Annotated in this window: 6 protein-coding genes; 4 read left to right on the top strand and 2 right to left on the bottom strand. The window is 69.3% G+C overall.

Annotation, left to right across the window (positions count from 1 at the left end):
• Positions 1–402: 402 nt before the first annotated feature.
• On the top strand, positions 403–14079 hold the full coding sequence (locus tag MMB92_RS30505; protein WP_277563153.1) for an LWXIA domain-containing protein: 13677 nt from the start codon (positions 403–405) through the stop codon (positions 14077–14079).
• 21 nt (positions 14080–14100) lie between these two features.
• On the opposite strand, the gene MMB92_RS30510 is transcribed toward MMB92_RS30505, so the two are convergent.
• Positions 14101–14742 carry an HD domain-containing protein gene (locus MMB92_RS30510; RefSeq protein ID WP_048986970.1) on the bottom strand — a complete coding sequence of 214 codons (642 nt, stop codon included), beginning with the start codon at positions 14740–14742 and terminating at the stop codon, positions 14101–14103.
• A gap of 173 nt (positions 14743–14915) precedes the next feature.
• On the opposite strand from MMB92_RS30510, the gene MMB92_RS30515 reads away from it, so the two are divergent.
• The 3 genes from MMB92_RS30515 (at position 14916) to MMB92_RS30525 (ending at position 17479) form a co-directional block, all read left to right on the top strand.
• Positions 14916–15881 (top strand): GlxA family transcriptional regulator, encoded by a 966-nt coding sequence (locus tag MMB92_RS30515; RefSeq protein ID WP_034203790.1) that lies wholly within the window; start codon positions 14916–14918, stop codon positions 15879–15881.
• 287 nt (positions 15882–16168) lie between these two features.
• Positions 16169–16480: a DUF4148 domain-containing protein gene (locus MMB92_RS30520; RefSeq protein ID WP_006483511.1), complete on the top strand. Its 312-nt coding sequence runs from the start codon at positions 16169–16171 to the stop codon at positions 16478–16480.
• Positions 16481–16765: 285 nt separating this feature from the next.
• Positions 16766–17479 carry a dienelactone hydrolase family protein gene (locus tag MMB92_RS30525; RefSeq protein WP_277563154.1) on the top strand — a complete coding sequence of 238 codons (714 nt, stop codon included), beginning with the start codon at positions 16766–16768 and terminating at the stop codon, positions 17477–17479.
• 134 nt (positions 17480–17613) lie between these two features.
• Here the strand turns inward: MMB92_RS30525 and MMB92_RS30530 are convergent.
• On the bottom strand, positions 17614–18382 hold a 769-nt coding region (locus MMB92_RS30530), incomplete at its 5' end, for an efflux transporter outer membrane subunit (protein ID WP_241338843.1).

An 18382-nucleotide genomic window follows, 5' to 3' on the forward strand; every position in this document is an offset into this window, starting at 1 on the left:
CATCGATATCGATTCGACGCACTCGTGTCGCTGCACTCTCTCGCCCGCTTCCGGGCAGACAGCACGACCCCACAACACCCCCACCACCACCCATTACTTCGCATACCTGATCAAAAAAACGGAAAGCAAACGGTAAGACAGCATCCACCACCGAAAGCCAGCTGTAACACACGCCCTCGCCCGAATCGATGCGCAAACCGCCTCATCGCCCCGCGTCGGGTCCCGCGCACTATCGGTGCATGATCGCGTCTCGTAGCGATCCCCGGACCGTTCGTCTCGCCCTCGTCGCACGCTACGAATCGCCCCCGTGCCTGCCCCAACCGCTTCCGTACACTCGAAATCGCGCCATGCGGCGCTGGCGGCGTGCACCCTGCGTACGGCCGCGCCTGACGGGAGCCTTGCATGTTGTCCATCGATGGAATGGGTTTGGGGTTGAACTGGCAGCGTTTCCTGTCGCAAACGCTGGATCCCGACCTCGCCCCGAAACCGCCGCGCAATACGGACGGTACGTCCAACGACGGCCCGAACAACGGCCCGGCCAACCCGGTGAACCCGACCACCGTGCCGCCGATTTCCGTGCAGGCCGACCTCGGCACCGATCCGTCCAAGCCGACCAATGCCGAAATCGCGTCGGCCACCGCGCTGCTCCGGAACATGGCCGACCAGTATCGCGTCGCGCCGCCCGAGATCACCGTCGACAACGACACGACGCAAGCCGTCCAGCGCGTGATCCAGGACGCGCAGACCAGGTACGACGACGCGCAACACACGCTGCAAGGCGCGCAGGGCGTGCTGCGGATGACGAACCGCGACCCCGAAGCGACACCCGACGAGCGCAAGGCCGCGCGCGACAACTACACGAAGGCGCACGACGCGACCGCCACCGCGCAACGCGAACTCGACGTCACGACCGACGCCGGCTACCGGATCCTGTACGGCGAACAGGCGAAAGCCGACCAGTACAGCGCCGACCCGAGCAACGACAAAATCGAGGGGCCGGCGCAGCAGCAGGCCGATGCGAAGCTCGCCGCGCTGCAGAAACTGTTTCCCGACCAGACCAAGGCGAATCCGAACTTCATCCCGCAGCAGGGCGATTGCAAGACGCCCGCCCAGGTCCAGGCCTACGACGACTGGCAGTCGGCGACGTCGACCGCGGTAACGGCGCAGGCGAAGTACTGGGCGGACGTCAGCAACGCGAATCTCGCCTATACGCAATTCCAGTCGTACATGGCCGACCCTGCCTACAAGGATGCGATCGATACCGGCGTCGGCAAGCTGAACGATGCGCTCGAGCCGCTGCAATTGCAGGTCGACCTGCCCGATCCGCCGCCCGCCGACGCGAACGGCAACGTCGACATGAACGCGGTGCAGGCCAATATCGCGCAGGCCGCGAAGCTCGCCAATTACTCGAACGCGGCCTATGCGGCATCGCTCGACGCGCAGCAGGTCACGACGTTGCAGCAGAAATACGACGCCGACAGCGCGTGCCTGATCGGCTCGACGCCCGGCGCGACGAAAGACGACAAGGCCGCGCTCGATCGCGCGACGACGCAGGCGAACACGAGCGGCAGCTACATGCAGATGCTCGGCGCGCAGTTGACCGTCGACGACTTGCAGACCAAGTACGACACCGCGAAATCGGCATCCGACGACTGGCATATCGCGAATCCGCGCTCGCTGGACCCGCATCCGACCGTCGACGCCGACCTCGCCGCCGCGTCCGATGCGCTCGCACAGGCAAAGCAGAAGGCCAGCCTCGCGCACGACGGATTCGTCGTCGCGTACGGCCAGACGCTCGCGCAGCAGTATGACGACGCCGGCGCGCAGATCGATGCGCAGCTCAAGCCGAAGGTGCCGTTCGTGCTGCAGAACCCAACACCGACACTGTCGACGAATCCACCGCCGTCCACGACGCCGCCGTCGCCGTCGGCGCAGCCGTCGCCGTCGCTCAGCACGTCGCTGCCGAGCCCATCGAGCACCGCGAGTTCCCCGGCGCCGTCGACGACCCAGACGCCGACACCGTCGTCGTCGTTGAGCACGTCGGCGCCGCCCGCCGCGCTATCGACGTCGCTCCCGCCCACGACGCTGTTCACGAATCCGTCGTTCGTGCTGCAGCCGCCCGGCTCGAACACGTCCGTGCCGACCACCGCGACCGGCCAGACCGCCCTCGACGCGAAAAAGCTCCATGTCGTCGCGGGCGCGCTGCGCGCGGCCGACGGCCGCCTGTCCAACACGTTCAACGACGCGGCCGCGAAATTCCAGCTGGCGAACGCGAAGACGCAGGAAGGCGTGCTGAAGGGCAAGCTCGCGGACATGCAGAAAACCTACGACGACTGGTACGCGAACCACCCGACGCCGGTGCGCATGCGCGAGGTGAACGGCGACGAGATCCCGATGCCCACGCCGCGGCGGCCGAATCCGTACCAGGATCGGCTCGACGAGGCGCGCAACAACCTGCAGCAGGCCGACGCGACCATCAACAAGCTGCAGTTGCTGACCGAGATGTCGCGTCAGCAGGTGCTGCTCGACCAGTTCGATGCGAGCCTCGCCGAGAACCTGCGCAACCCGCAGAGCCAGGACGACAAGGATGCCTATTCGAAGGCGCTCGACGGCTTCTTCCGCGCGCACCAGGGCGAGCTGTCGCAATCGCTGCTCGACCAGGCGGGCGCGAGCACGAACAAGGCCGCGACGATCGATTTCGGCAAGCTGACCGACAACGAGCAGCGCAACCTGATCGGCACCGCGATCGGCCTCCCGCCCGACGTGCAGCCGTCGGCGGACACGGGCACGCCCACCGCGCCAGTCAACGACGACTCGGTGCGCTACACCGACAACGAAAAGCTCGACACGATCAACAAGGTGCGCGGCGAAATCCTCCAGCTCGGCGGCGGCAGCGGCACGCAGGTCAACATCCTGCCGCTGATCTACTCGGACAAGACGGCCGGGATGGTAACGAGCGCGCTCTTCAAGGTCACCGACAGCAAGGGCCACGTCCAGTACGTCGACGACACGTCGGCGAATTACGACAACATCGGCGACTACCTCGACAACAACCAGCTTGCGTCGAGCGGCACGCTCGATCTCGTGACCGGCTACGACGACAACGGGCACGCGCAGTTCCAGCAGAAGAGCGCGCATCACGACGACTGGTTCGACAGCGCGCTGAACACGCTGACCGGCGGCAAGGTGAACCTCGGGATGATGGGCCTCGGGCTGCTGATGGAAGGCGCCGGCGTGCTGCTCGACGCAACCGGCGTCGGCGTGTTCGCCGGCGGCGCGCTGAACTTCGCGGGCGGGCTGATGATGGATACGGCGATCGGCTCGAGCATGACGAAATCCGCGCTCGATATCGGCTCGCGCTGGGAACACAACCAGAGCATCAATCCGTTCACCGACGCCGGCGCGCGCGGCGACTGGCTCAACCTCGTACCGATGGGCGCGGCCGGCGCGGCGAAATTCGCGGGCTCGGAAGTCTTCGCCAGGACGGTCACCGCGCTGCGCTCGGCGAGGGCCGCGCGGATCAGCACCGCGATCGTGCGCGGCACCTCGCTCGCCACCGGCCTCGGCGCCGCCGGCGAAAGCTTCGTCGAAGCCGCTGTCGACTTCGCGCGCGGGGACCGCGAGCACGGCTGGGACGCGCTCAAGTCCGGTTTCACGAACGTCGCGCTGATGGGCGCGGGCGGCGTGCGGGACCGCGTGGTCAACGCGACGGTGCGCGTCACCGGCCGGCCGGTGGTCGCCCGCTCGGCAGGCGGCGAGCGCATCTCGATCGACGGACAGCAACTGCAGAAGATCCTGAGCAGGAACGAGCCGTCGCAACTCGCGTTCGGCGCGACGCGCGCGTCGCTCGACGGCGTCGACATCAAGGTCGCGAAAGACGGCACGCTGATGGCGGGCGACAAGGTGCTCACCTACGACAACATGCCCGTGCGCGTGCTCGACTCGCTCAACAACAAGGACCTGAACCACCTGCCGCGCGGGACGTCGGTGATCCTCGGCGAGAACGGCGAACTGAGCATCGTCGAGCTGACCGGCAAGACCTGGACCGAAGGCACGAAGATCGATTCGGTCACGGAGACGGGCGACCGGCTGTCGTTCGGCAGCGACGGCGAAATCAACGCGCCGTCGAAGCTCGTCGCGAAAACGCCCGTCCCGTCGCGCAACGCCCCGCGGCAACCGGCAAGCAACGACACGCCGCCGGCCGACAGCGCGCCGCGCACCACGCCCGCCAACGAAGCCGCGGCGCGCGCCACCGCAGCGAACGACACGGCCACCGCGACCACGGCCGCCAGCGCACGCAACGCGCAGCACACGAGCGAAGCGCAGGCCGCGCGCGACGAGAACCAGCAGGAAACGCGCGCGTCCGATTCGCATGTCGCCGCGCAGAATCGCCGCAGCAGCGACCTGCGCGCGGCGCACGATCCGGCCGTCGCGCGGACGCCCGGCGCACCCGGCGCGGGCGCGCTCGAGGAACCGGCCAGCGTCGCGCCGCGCACGCCGGTCCGCGTGATCGACCTGACCGACGCCGAACCGGCCTCCCGGCCCGCGACGCGCGACCCGGCCGGCGTGTCGGTCCCGCGCGGCCCGTCGGTCGAGGCGCTCGACCATGGCGAGCACACGCTCTTGATCGTGCGCAACGGCGAGGACCCGGCGGCCGCCCGGCCCGACGCCGCGCGGCCGCGCGCGGCGGGCGAGCTGCCCGCCGACGTCGCGGAACCGATCGTCGTCATCGCCGATGCCGCGGACGCGCACGTCGCCCCCGAACTCGCGAACCGCTGGCAGCGGCCGGTATTCGCGGCCGCGCCGGATGCCCTGCACGCCGACGGCACGCTGCGCGCCGATGCGCCGCTGACACGCTACCTGCCCGCCCCCGACGCCGCGGCGGCCGGCGGCCGCGTCGTCGGCACGAACGCGCAGGCAGCCCACGCCGACGCGGCGGGCGTCGTCGAAGCCGACGCGCCTGCGGCGGATCCGGACGCGCCCGCCGCGCGCCGCGCGCCACGCCCCGTGAACGACGACACCGTCGTCGTGCTCGCGTCGACCCGGCGCAACGTCGCCGACCCCGACACGCATGCCGCCGTGCCGCAGCCGCCCGCGCGCGCGGCGCGTGCGCTGGACGGCGCATTCAGCGCGCCCAACCGCATCCTCGTGCTCGTCAAGCCGGCCGAACGCGCCCCCACGCAAGCGGCGAACGATGCACGCGAGGCAGCCGCGCCCAAGCCGGCCCGGGACGCACGAACCCAGGACCACGCGCTCCCGGCCGCCGCCCACCCGGACACCACCGAAGCGCCGGCGGACCCGTCGCTTGCCGGCCCGGGCCTGTTCACGCGGCTGCAGATGCGGTTCGGCGGCGCGCCGCTGCCGGACGCGGTCCACGCGCTCGCGCAGCAATCGGGCACGCTCACGCAGCAGTTGCGGATGCTGAGCGACGCCGGCTGGCGCGTGAGCCTCGGCAAGCGCGGCGGCGGCAGCCGGATCGATCCGAAGCGGCGCCGCGTGACGATCGACGGCGCGCTGCACGATTCGGGCAGCATCACCTATACGCTCGCGCACGAGGCGAAGCATGCGGTCGAGGCGATCGACGGCACACTGGATTCGCTCGACTACAGCGGCCGCAGCCGCTTCACGCGCAAGGCGCTCGAAGCCGAAGCGCGCGCCCAGATCAACGCGTTCGAAGCGCGCTACGAGATCGATCTCGCGGGCGGCGGCGACATCGCGGCGAACACGACGCTGCCCGATGCGCTGCAGCACGAGGCCGACCGCTGGTCGCCATCGAGCGACTATGCGGGCACGGTCGAGCGGCTCGCCGACGCGTTCGCCGATGCGCCGGTGTCGGGCCGCCGCGGCGAGACGTACCAGGCGTTTTACGACGGCATCTGGGACAAGCAGAAGCGCCACGGCGGCGCCCCGCGCCGGATGCCGGCGCCGCACACGACCGAAGGGACCGGTGGCGCGCACCTGCCGCGCACGCTCGAGGAACAGGTGCGGTGGAGCGTCGCGCATGCGGAAACGATCTCGCCGTTCGCCGAACGCGGGCGTCACGAGCCGCGGCAGATGACGCTGCGGATGCTGGACGAACGCACGTCGTCGGGAACCGAGGAACCGGTGACGATCATTCGCGGCCGAACCGACGCCACGGGCCAACTGCTCGACGCACACGGCCGCCCCGCGCAGCACGTGCCGTTTTCGATCGCGCACTTCCTCGCCGGCACGTCGACGAGCGCCGGCACCGGCCGCGCGCTGGTCCTCGCGGCCGACGACGGACACGCGGCCGCGGCATGGCTCACGAACACCTGGCAACGGCCGGTCTACGTGCCGGACGGCGGCACGATCCGCGCGTTCGACGCGGCCATGCGCAACCCGGGGAGCCAGCGGCCCGAGGCGCGGTTCGACCACGCCCCTACGTGGACCCGCTATGCGCCGTCGCCGCGCGAGCGGATCGACTACGGCGAACTGGCCGTCGACGCGCACGGCCTCTACGTCGCGGGCGATCCGTCACGGCGACTGGACCCGCAAGCGCTGATCGGCCCGTTCCTCGGCGCCGGCATCGAAAAGAGCGTGTTCGAACTCGGCAAGCGCAACGCGATCGGCCTGTACGACGTCGATCCATCGAGGCCGCGCGACGGCCAGCTCGCGAATCATTACGACGCGCTCGACACCGAATGCACCGGGCTCGACCTGCTGCGCCGCTACGGCATGCGCACGCTGACCATCGACGGCCCGTTCTCGGTCGGCAACCGGATCGGGATCCTCTACCATCCGCTCGCCGAACTCAGCAGCCGTGCCATCTCGCTCGGCGCGTTGCCGTCACGTATCACGCACGACTCGATGCAACAGCTTGCCGCGATGCGCGAAATCGTCGAGCGCGATGGCCTGGTGTTCGATTTTCAGGGGGTGGTCGACGCGCGCGGCGAGTTCTACTTCAGCGACCCGGCCACGATATTCCGCACCGATGACCGCGAGGAAATCGACGCCACGCTCGAGGAAATCGACACCGTGATCGCGCCGCTCGAACGCGGCATCCGCACCGGCAGCATCGCGCTCGCGCATCCGGCGATCAGCGAATCGCTGCCGGACGGCGCGTTCGTCCAGAAGCCGTCGCGCTTCACGCGGATCCGGATGTGGTTCGGCGGCGCGCCGCTGCCCGACGCCGCCTATGCGCTCGCCGGCCAATCGAGCCTGCTTGCCGACCAGTTGCGCCTGCTGAAATCGGATGGCTGGCAGGTCGTGTGGGGCCGCGCGGGACGCGGCAGCCGCACCGACGTCGAGCAGCGCCGGATCGTGGTCGACGGCGGCCTGCGCGGCACCGGCACGCTCGTCTACACGCTCGCGCACGAAGCCGGCCACGCGGCCGACGTGTCGAACGACCGGCTCGGCCTCGATACCAGCAGCCCGGAAGCGTACGTGCAAAGCACGCTGCTCGCCGAAGCGCGCGCGCAGGCCAACGCGTTCGCGGTGCGCAAGCAGATCCTCGAATCGACCGGCGTCGACATCGCCGAGCACGCGGTGCTGCCCGATGCGATCGCGCGCGAAGCCGATCACGTGATGCCGGGCGACGACGCCGGCCTCGCGCGCCTCGCCGACGCATTCGGCAATGCCCCCGTATCCGGCCGCGACGGCGAACACTACCGTGCGTTCTACGGCAGCACATGGGACCGCCAGCAGCAGCCGGGCAACGCAGCGCTGCGCATGCCCGCGCCGCACACGGCCGAATCGTCCGGCGGCAGCGGCGGCGCACGGCTGCCGCGCACGCTCGACGAACAGGCGCAGTGGAGCCACGCGCACGCGGACCGTGCATCGCCGTTTCCGCGCCGCTGGTTCGGCGGCGGCTCGCCGACACTGTCCTTCTCGCGCCACGGTCCGGTGTCCTATGCGAACGGCGAACCGCTGACGCTCGTCCATGCGCGAACCGACGCAGCCGGCGGCCTGCTGGACGCACGTGGCAACCCCGCCACGCCGGTCGACTATTCGATCGACCATCGCCATGCGTTCACGCCCGCCCGGGCCGGCGCCCCCATCGTGCTCGCGGGCGAAGGCGGGGCCGCACACGCCGCGTGGCTCGCGAACCTGTGGCAACGCACGATCTACGTGCCCGACAGCGGCACGGTCCGCACGCTCGGCGAACCGCGCGGCGAGGGGACGCAGCGCATGCGGTTCGGCGGCCCACGCGCATGGACGCGCTACACGCCGTCGCCGCGCGAACGGATCGACGCGGGCGCGCTCGCCGTCGACGAACACGGGCTGCACGTCGCCGGCGATCCGTCGCGGCGCGTCGATCCCGATGCGCTGCTCGGCCCGTTCCTCGGCGCGGGCACCGCGAAGGCGGTATTCGAACTCGGCAAGCGCAACGCGATCGGCGTGTTCGACGCCAGCGGCGACAAGGCCCGCACGATGCTCGCCCACGAAAAGCGCGGGCTCGAGCAGTTGACGCAGCTCGGCATGCGCACGGTCACGGTCGACGGGCCGTTCACGTACCACGGGCGCGTCGCGGTGCTGTACAGCCCGCTGGCCGAACTCGGCAGCCTCGACGTGATGCACGGCATCCTGCCGAAGCGCGTGACGCGCGAATCGATGCGCCAGCTCGTCGCGATGCGCGAGCTGGCCGCGCGGCACGGCCTGTCGTTCGATTTCGAGGGCCTGTTCGATGCGAACGGCGAGTTCCACTTCAGCGACCCGTCCGTCCTGATCCCGCATCCGGACCCGGCAACCAACCGCACGCCCGGGATGATCGACGCCGTCATCCAGCCGCTCGAACGCGGCATCGCCAGCGGCCACGTCGAACTCGCGCACCCGCTGATCAGCGAATCGCTGCCGGACGGCGCGTTCGTGCAGAAACCGTCGCGCTTCACGCGGATCCGGACGTGGTTCGGCGGCGCGCCGCTACCCGACGCCGCGTACGCGCTGGCCGACCAGTCGAGCCTGCTCGCCGCGCAACTGCGGCTGCTGAACCCCGGCCGCTGGCAGATCGTGCAGGGCCGCGCGGGCGCCGGCAGCAAGGTCGATGCCGAACAGCGCCGGATCGTGATCGACGGCGGCCTGCGCAACGCCGGCACGATCGTCTACGTGCTCGCCCACGAGCTCGGTCATGCGGTCGACGTGGCGACGAACCGGCTCGACCTCGACACCAGCAGCCCCGACGCATACGCGGAAAGCGCGCTGCGCGCCGAGGCGCGCGCGCAGGCCAACGCGTTCGCGGTGCGCAAGCAGATCCTCGAATCGACCGGCATCGACATCGCCGAGCACGCGGTACTGCCCGACGCGATCGCGCGCAAATCCGACCATGTGATGCCGGGCGACGCGGCCGGCCTCGCGCGCCTCGCCGACGCGTTCGGCAACGTGCAGACGTCGCTGCCCGGCAACCCCGTCTATCGGGCGCTGTACCGCACGCAGGCCGAGCAGGCGCTGCGCGATGGCGAGGCCGGGCGAGCCGGCGCCATGCCGCGGACGATGCCGTCGATGATGATGTGGCCGATGGACCCGTCGTCGTTCCTGCCGGCCGCCCCCGTGCTCGCGCCCGAGGCCCGCGCGGCCGACTGGCTCGACGCGCACGGCAAGCGCGATCTGAAGCGCATCGACGGCACGCAACTGGCCGACATCCGCGACCTCGCGCAATACGCGGGCCCCAACGCCCACGTGCTGATCGCGAAGCACGCCGACCGGCCGGCGGACGACGGCACGCATCCGCAACCCGAATTCGTCGCGAGCCTGACGACCGATGCGCATGGCCAGCCCGGTCAGGTCGAATCGACCGATCCGGGCGGCGCGCCGTCGCACGACTTGCGCGACGCGCTCTATCCGGGCACGCGTCCGCGCAAGCGCAGCGGCAGCGCGACGCCGCATGAAGCGCGTGCGCAATTCGACTTCTACCTGTCGCCGGTGTCGCTCGACGAGCTGCGGCAATTCGGCGGCGCGGCGAAGATCGAAGCCGTCGACTCGAAACGCGTATGGAATGCCGAGCCTTCCGGCGACGCGCCTGCGCAGGAGGTCGTCGAGCAGATCGGCAAACTCGCCGGCGCGCCGCAATTCAAGCGGCCCAAGGCGGCCGCGAAGGTCGCCGACGACAGCACGACGATCTTCGCGGTCGACCGGAAAACCGGCAAGGTGCTCGGCTACGCCGTGCCCAAGCAAGGCGGCAGCGGCTGGGCGTATCACGAGAAAACCTCGGTTGGCGATGCATCGATCGCCGAACAGGATCTTGGCGCCGCATTCCGCCGCCGCGCCCGCGGCCTGCCCGACGGACGGCGCGGCGTCGTGTTCGTCCCGTCGTCGCTGCCGGAATCGGCGGTGTCCCGCTATGGCGGCTTCGCTCCGGCCGAGCGGGCGTTGCCGATCGCCGAGCAAAAGCCGCCGTCGATGAAAACGAGCGACCGCGTGCAGCGCCGGCTCGGCAAGCTTCAGTCGAGAGGCAAGCCGCCGGCCGGCGCGACGTCGCTCGCCAACCCGTGGGTCGCGCCGAACCTGCTGCCGAAATCGGCCGACGACGTGCACGATTTCAACGGCGCGAACACGCTGCACCTGCGGCGCGTGATCGATCTCGGCCAGGTCGGCCCGGAATACTTCATCTACGTCTACGGCACGGAAGGCACGCTGATCGACACGCTGCATCAGCCTGATGGCCTCCTCGCGACCCGCGACGGCACGTTGCAATGGTTCGACGATGCCGCGCATTTCGCCGACGAGAGCAAGCCCGGCGTCGATCTCGACAGGACCAAGATCGGCGGCGGTCCGGACGGCTCGGACCGGCACTTTCTCGTGACGCGGCTCGACCCGGCGGAATTCGATGCGCGCACGAAGCCGACGCAGGTCGCGGCCTATGCGCTGAAACAAGCGGAACTCGACAAGCAGTTGCAGAAGGCCGCCGCGGAATCGTCCGCGCCGTTCGGCGAACTGCGGCGCCGCATCGCGGCCGAACTGGCGGCCGCGAAGCACCAGCAGGCCACACTTGCCGGCGATCCCGCGTCCGGCACGGCGTCCGCCAATCCGCCCGCGAAACCGAACAAGGCTGCGCGCGGCAAGGGCAAGAAAGGCAGCCGGAACGCGCCGGCGGCGCCCGCACCGGCCGCGTCGCCGGCGCCGCAGGCCGCGCCGGCCGGCAAGCCGTTCAGCATCAAGACCTATCAGCCGGGCCTGACGAGCGCGACGGTCGCCGAATGGATCCTCCGCTTCGGCACGGCGAAGCTCGACGACTGGTTCCCGGAGCACGAGCGCGTGAAGGCGTTCGCGGGCCGCACCGGCGAGCCGCTCGACCTCGGCGCGACACGCCAGGTCATGATGGCCGACAGCGTGATGATGAAGGCGCTCGGCATCCCGTTGCGGCTCGCGCGCGACGCGTCGAGCATGCCGTGGCGCGGCCCGCTGTCGCGACCCGACCATGCGGCGAACCTGGTGTCGCGCCATGCGAAGCGCGCGATCACCTATCTGTCGATCGCACGCGCCGCAGACCGGCACGCGTTGCAGGCCTATGCCCGCGCGAAGGCCGAGCTCCAGGATCGCCTCGCGCTGATGGCGCGCGGCTTCACGTTGCGCGACGACCCCGCCGAAATGCTCGCGCTCGTGAAGCGCTATGGCGGGGCGATGCCGGTCGTATCGGTCGCGGTCGATCCGTATTCGCTGGCCGCCGCGCTCGGCCGGAAACACGACCCCGCGTTCATCCGCCGCGTGCGCGAACTCGGCAAGCTCGACAACGCGCAGTTCGACGAAGCGAACGCGCGGATCGACATCGTCGGCACGGGCCGCCATCTCGAACTCGACGACCTCGACCACCTGTTCAAATGGCTCGATGCGGCGTCCGAAGGCGGCTTCGTGCTGCGCCTCGAAACCGCGCCGTCGCGCGCGCTCGTGTCGGCCGAGGACCAGCGCACGCTGGCTGGCACCAACGATGCGTACCACGACTACGTGCGCACGTTCGACGCGCTCGAAACGTGGGCGCGGCAGCACACCGGCAAAACCGCGCCGCATGTGATGGTGACGTTCCACGGCTGGGACGCCGTGCTCGAACCGGCGCCCGGCGACGGCCACCTGAAGCTCGTCGAGGCCGTGCTCGACCGCAAGGAACTCGACTGGGTTCATCTCGGGCTGTCGTATGCGACGCATGGCTCGGACTTCGTCGCGAATCAGGATCTGACCGCCGCCCTCGCCCGCACGCTCGTCGACTACAAGCTGCATGCACCCGACAAACTCGCGCGCCTGCACGGCGCCGATGCGCTCACGCGCGTGTTCGAACGGGTCGGCGCGCAAACGCTCGCGAACCAGCATCAGGTGCTGTTCGCCGAAGTCGAACGCGTCGGCCTCGCGAACAAGATGACACCCGACGAGCTCGCGCAATTGCGCGCCGGCCTGTACGAAGGCCATACGACCGCGCTGATGGACCGCGCACGGCAGGCGACGATCACTTATGCGCAGGAGAACTACTGGAACAGCACCGCACCCGCCAACCGGGCCGAGCTGCGCGCGCGCGATGCCGGCAAGCGCTGGCTGAACCAGTACGGCCGGCCCGCTACCGAACGCAAGATCGGTGCGCATGCGAACCCGAATGCATCGAGCACCGCGTTCTGGCGCGCGGTGGCCGCCGATCCGAAGCTCGCGATCGACGAGACCAAGCCCGTCCTCGTGAACCGCGACATCGCCGCACAGCCGAGCCACCAGCTCGGCAACCCGCAGGAAGCCGCGCTCGCGCAGCTCAATGCGCTGCGCGTCCACCGCCCGTCGTTCGGCAAGCGCGACTGGGCGTGGTCGCTGGGATTCGGCGGCACGGTGGCCGGCGCCAGCTCGCTCGTCGCGCTGAACGTGTTCAACGGCATGACCGTGATGAGTTCGGATGCGCTGACCCACGCGAACACCGCACTGTTCGTCGGCGCGCGTGCGGGCCGCGTGTTCGGCGCGATGCACCAGGGCGCGGTGCAGAGCCTGCAGAGCGGCGATCCGCGCGCGGTGCACGACGTGCTCGACCGCCTGCAGCGCTCGCTTGCGCAGCAGCTGACCGCGCCGGTACACGGCTACAACCCGGCGCGGCTCCAACAGCTCGACCTGCTGACGAACGAAACCCGCGTGAAGGCGACCCACCTGGTCGACATGCATCGCCAGGGGCTCATCGGCTTCGACGATGCGGCCGCGCAGATCAGGGAACTGTCGGTCGACCTGCTCGCGAACATGCAGGGCATGGTCGGCGGCACGTCGCTCGCGCAACTGCATCACGGCAATTCCCGCCGGCTGCTCGGCCTCGTCGGACGCGGCAGCGCGATCGTCGGCTATTCGGGGACGATCGCCGTCGGCGTGCACGGGCTGATGACCACGCCGACCGTCGCGGGCGCGCTGACGACCGCGAGCGCGGCGCTCGCCGCGACGTATTCAGGCCTCGTCTATGCGGTGAGCGCGCACCGCGTGAACGCGGACAAGCGCAGCCGCGTCGTGCGCCTGATCGACTCGACGTCGGATTTCGTCGGCGTCGCGAGCGGCGTCGCGGGCTCGATCGCGCAATACGACAAAGGTCACTACGGGCTCGCGGCAACGGCCGCGACGTCGACGTTGATGCTGCTCGGCGCGCGCCTGAACACGCATTTCCCGAACGCGACGCGCTGGGTCAGGAAATATCCGACCGCGCTGATCCTCGTGCCGATCGGAATCTGGGGCTTCACGCAATTGCAGAACCTGTTCTTCGGCCCGCCGTCGGGCGGCTCGGGCTCGTCGCCGCACAAGCCGCAGTCGACGCCGGCATCGCCATCACACCAGCCGTCGCAACCGACCGCCGGCGCGCCGACGGCCGGCCTCGCGCCGGGCACTACCGCAACGCAACCACCCGGGACCGGCACGACGGGCACGACGGCGCCCGCTCAGCCCGCCGCGCCGCCGTCGTCGGCCGCGCAGCCGACCATCGTCGTGGCCGGCGATTCGCTGTGGGTGATCGCCGACGCGCATCGCCAGTCGCTGCTCGACGCCGCGCACGTGTCGCAGCACGACCGCAACGCGATGACGCGCGACCAGCAGGATGCGCGCGCGCTGAACGAGATCCTGCAGCTGAATCCGGGCCTGGCGTCGGCGCCGAACGTGCTGCATGTCGGGCAGTCGATCAACGTCGGCTGACGCGCAGTCGCCCGTGCGCGCTCAGCCGGCCCACGCGGACGAGCGGATCACGCTGCAGAAGTTGCCCGCACGGAAATGCGGATCCTTGTCCGCGAGCACGTCGGCCTTCACGTTGCCGAACGTCGTGCCGGGCTTGTGCTTGATGCCGTCGTAGAACGCCTGAATGATGTCCTCCTTGAAATGCGGCGTGCGCGGATGCGCGCGCACGACCGCTTCCCGCTCGGTATCGCTGTATTCCGGGTAAGTGAGGCCCAGTACGTCCATCTCGACGCCCGCCGTGACCAGCGCGACGACCGGATGCATGTGCTGCGGGATGCCGGGCGTGGTGTGCAGCGCGATCGAGGTCCACACGACATCGATGTCCTGTTGAGAAATCCCGTTGCCCTTCAGGAAATCGCGCGCGGCGTTCGCGCCGTCCACTTCGAAGCGCTCGCATGCACTGCTGTGCCGGTGCGTGAGTCCCATGTCATGAAACATGCAGCCGCAATAGAGCAGCTCGGGGTCGTACTCGAGCCCGCGCCGCCGGCCCGCCAGCGCCGCGAAATAGAACACGCGGCTCGAGTGGTGGAACAGCAGCTCGGATTCGGTATCGCGCACGAGCTCGGTGATCTCGCGCGTCAAACGCGTATCGGGAAGGGTGATGCCGGCGACGCTCACAGTCATGATCGACCTCCATGGAAGACACCTTCGATTTTCCGGAGTCCGACAGGTGTCTCCAATGGACGTATCACGCCGAATCCTGCCATTTCGCGCGACGAACGGACATGGCGCCTGCGCGGCGAAGAAAGCGCTCCTATACTGCTGCGCATCACGTTCGATACGACACGCAATCGATCATGCCGAAGGTCGTGGGTATTTTCGCCGTTCCGGGCGTTCAACTGCTCGACGTCTCCGCGCCGCTCGACGTGTTCGCGCAAGCGAACGCCGAGTGCGGCAAGCCGTTCTACACGTTGCGGATCATCGCGAGCGGGCCCGGGCCGATCCGCAGTGCGTCCGGCGCACGGCTGCTGCCCGACTGGATCGCGCCCGACATTCCGGAGCGCGTCGACACGCTGCTGGTCGCCGGCGCGCCGCACGCCGGGCAGATCGTGCTGCGCACCAACGTCCTCGCGTGGTTGCGCTCGGCGGCCGTGCAAAGCAGGCGCTACGGCTCGATCTGCACCGGCGCGTTCATCCTCGCGGCCACCGGCCTGCTGAAAGGGCGCCACCTGACCACGCACTGGGCCGCCGCCGATGCATTCGCGCAGGCGTATCCGTCCGTCACCGTCGACGCCGACGCGCTGTACGTGCGCGACGGCAAGCTGCGCACCGGCGCCGGCGTCACGGCCGGGCTCGATCTCGCGCTCGCGCTGGTCGAGGAGGATCTCGGCCGCGAGATCGCGCGGCGCGTCGCCGCGCAGCTGGTGATGTTCTTCAAGCGGCCGGGCGGGCAGCTCCAGTTCAGCCGCACGGGCGAGGCGCGCCCCGCCGGGCGTTCGGTCCTGCAGGAAGTCCAGCGCTGGATCGCCGCCCATCCGGAACTCGAGCATTCGGTGGCCGGGATGGCGAAGCATGCGGGCATGAGCCCGCGCCATTTCGCGCGACTGTTCCGCGCGGAAGTCGGCATGACGCCGGCCGCATGGGTCGAGGCGACCCGCATCTCGGCCGCTCGTCGGCTACTCGAGAACGGCCACGACACGCCGAAGCAGGTCGCCGCGAAATGCGGCTTCGCAAACGTCGATACGCTCAGGCGAGCGTTCACCCGGCATGTCGGCATCACGCCGGCCGAATACCGGAAACGGCAGGCGACCCTCGCTGCGTGATGCGGAGCGCGCGACGCTGACGGCCTCGGCAAAATAATTCGGAATGCGATTCACCCGCTCATTCCGTTACTGCGCCCATCGACCCTATCGCGCTCCGCAGGCCAAGCCGCGCCTCGCCGACATGCCCTCAATCGTCAGACGAAATCGCATGCCGCGCGAATCGTTTACCCAGTTGCAATAATGATTCGCTGCAACACGTATTTCCGACCGGTAACGCGATCGTTACGATGCAATCAACCGCTGAACGCCACGAGCGAAGCGCGAAATCAACAGAACCGGAGGTCACCATGAAGTCGTTCATCACCGCTGTCGTCGCCGCAACTGCCCTGTCCGCATCGTACGGCGCATTCGCCCAATCGAACCCGTCGGGCCAGCTGACGCGGGCCCAGGTGCGTGCGGAACTCGTCCAGCTCGAACAGGCCGGCTACAAGCCCGAAGTGTCCGATCAGTATTACCCGCGGGCGCTGCAGACCGCCCAGGCTCGCGTGACGAATGCCGATGAAACCGGCTACGGCGCGCAAGCAGCCGCCGGTGCACGCGCCGGCCGCGCGATCGCGGTCAAGCAGGAAGGCCGCGACTCGATCTATTTCGGCCAGTAAGCCGGATACGCGCCGGCGCATTCCGGCGTATTCCCGACGTATTTCGATACGCAGGTCGTACGCGCCACACCCCGCTCCCGTTCATCGGGGCGGGGTGTTTGCTTTTCGATCTCCGCTCCCGCCGCCGGTCATGCGCCACGCTGCGCCGTTCACGCAAGCGTCCGGTGTTTGCGCATAGAATGGCCGCGTGGTCGGCGTCGGCCAGAACGCATGCGAGCGGTGTCACGACGCCCGCTGGCCGGCCCGATGTCGCACTCGGCGCATTTTTCGAAAAGGAGCGGTTTCATGTCTCAAACATCCGGTTCCATGATCACGTTTCGCCGTCCGGACGGCCAGGAACTGCAGGGCTATCTCGCCACGCCGGCACAAACCGAAGGCGCGCCCGCGGTCGTCGTCATCCAGGAATGGTGGGGGCTGAACGACCAGATCCGCGGCGTCGCGGATCGCCTCGCGCGCTGCGGCTACTTCGCGCTCGTGCCCGACCTGTATCGCGGCAAGTCGACGGTCGAGGAGGAAGAAGCGCACCACCTGATGACCGGCCTCGATTTCGGCGACGCCGCGTCGCAGGACATTCCCGGCGCGGTCGCGCACCTGAAGACGCTGGCGCCGCGTGTCGCGGTGACGGGCTTCTGCATGGGCGGCGCCCTGACGCTGCTGTCGCTGCAGTACGCCGACGCGGAGGCCGGCGTCATGTGGTACGGCCTTCCGCCGCTCGACTACATCGATCCGGCCAAGCTGAAGGTGCCGCTGATGGGGCACTGGGGGACGCAGGATGCGTTCTTTACGATCGACCAGGTCGACGCACTGGAAAAGAAGCTGACCGACTCGAAGGTCGGTTTCGAATTCCATCGCTATCTCGCGCACCATGCGTTCGCGAACGAAACGGCGGTCGGTCCCGGCCGCATCGCCGGCACGCAGTTCGATCCGGTGTGGTCGGAAATGGCGTGGGATCGCACGCTCACGTTCTTCGGCCGGACGCTGTGGACCAAGCAGGCGTAACGTAACGCTGCTCACCGCACGCACGACGGTATGAAGGAAAACGCCACGGACTTGCGTCCGTGGCGTTTTCGTTTTCACAACCGGGCGGGTCGGCGGACAGACTTGGCCTGGAAGCTCCCGCCGTGCCGTCGCGCCTATCCGTTCGTCGCTGTCTGGTAATCGACCGGCGCATCCGGCGCGCGCGGCGTCTCGCCGGCGCGCTGGATCCACCCGCCGCCCAGTGCGCGGTACAGGTCGACCAGATTCGTCCAGCGTGCCAGACGTGCGCTGATCAGCGACTGCTGCGCGGCGTACAGATCCGTCTGCGCGGTCAGCACCGACAGGTAGCTGTCGACACCGTTCTTGTAGCGCAGGTCCGACAGATCGAAGCGTCGCTGTTGCGCGTGCTCGTTGCGCTCGAGCGCCGCGATCTGCTGGTCGTACGTGCCGCGTGCGGCCAGACCATCCGACACTTCGCGGAACGCCGACTGGATCGCCTTCTCGTAGTTCGCGATCTCGATGCGCTTCTGCACGTTCGCGAGATCGAGGTTCGCGATGTTCTGCCCGCCTTCGAAGATCGGCAGCGCGATGCTCGGCGCGAACGACCACGCCGCCGTGCCGGCCTTGAACAGGCCGCCCAGCGTCGGGCTCGCGGTGCCGAACGCGCCCGTCAGCGAAATCTTCGGGAAGAACGCCGCGCGCGCCGCGCCGATATTGGCGTTCGCGGCCAGCAGCGTCTGCTCGGCCTGCATCACGTCAGGACGACGCGTCAGCAGGTCCGACGGCAACCCGGCCGGCACGTCCGTCAGCAGGTTCTGCGCATCGAGCGGCATGCCCGCCGGCAGATCGTCCGGCAGCGGCTCGCCGATCAGCAGCACCAGCGCGTTCAGCGCCTGCGCGCGGGCTCGCGCCTGCGCCTGCTGG

It is taken from the genome of Burkholderia sp. IO2, assembly GCF_029522185.1.
GTDB lineage: Bacteria > Pseudomonadota > Gammaproteobacteria > Burkholderiales > Burkholderiaceae > Burkholderia > Burkholderia cenocepacia.

Excerpts from the sequence above, each read along its gene's own strand:
- MMB92_RS30505 (WP_277563153.1), top strand. The coding sequence starts at position 403 with ATGTTGTCCATCGATGGAATGGGTTTGGGGTTGAACTGGCAGCGTTTC.
- MMB92_RS30510 (WP_048986970.1), bottom strand. The coding sequence starts at position 14,742 with ATGACTGTGAGCGTCGCCGGCATCACCCTTCCCGATACGCGTTTGACG.
- MMB92_RS30515 (WP_034203790.1), top strand. The coding sequence starts at position 14,916 with ATGCCGAAGGTCGTGGGTATTTTCGCCGTTCCGGGCGTTCAACTGCTC.
- MMB92_RS30520 (WP_006483511.1), top strand. The coding sequence starts at position 16,169 with ATGAAGTCGTTCATCACCGCTGTCGTCGCCGCAACTGCCCTGTCCGCA.
- MMB92_RS30525 (WP_277563154.1), top strand. The coding sequence starts at position 16,766 with ATGTCTCAAACATCCGGTTCCATGATCACGTTTCGCCGTCCGGACGGC.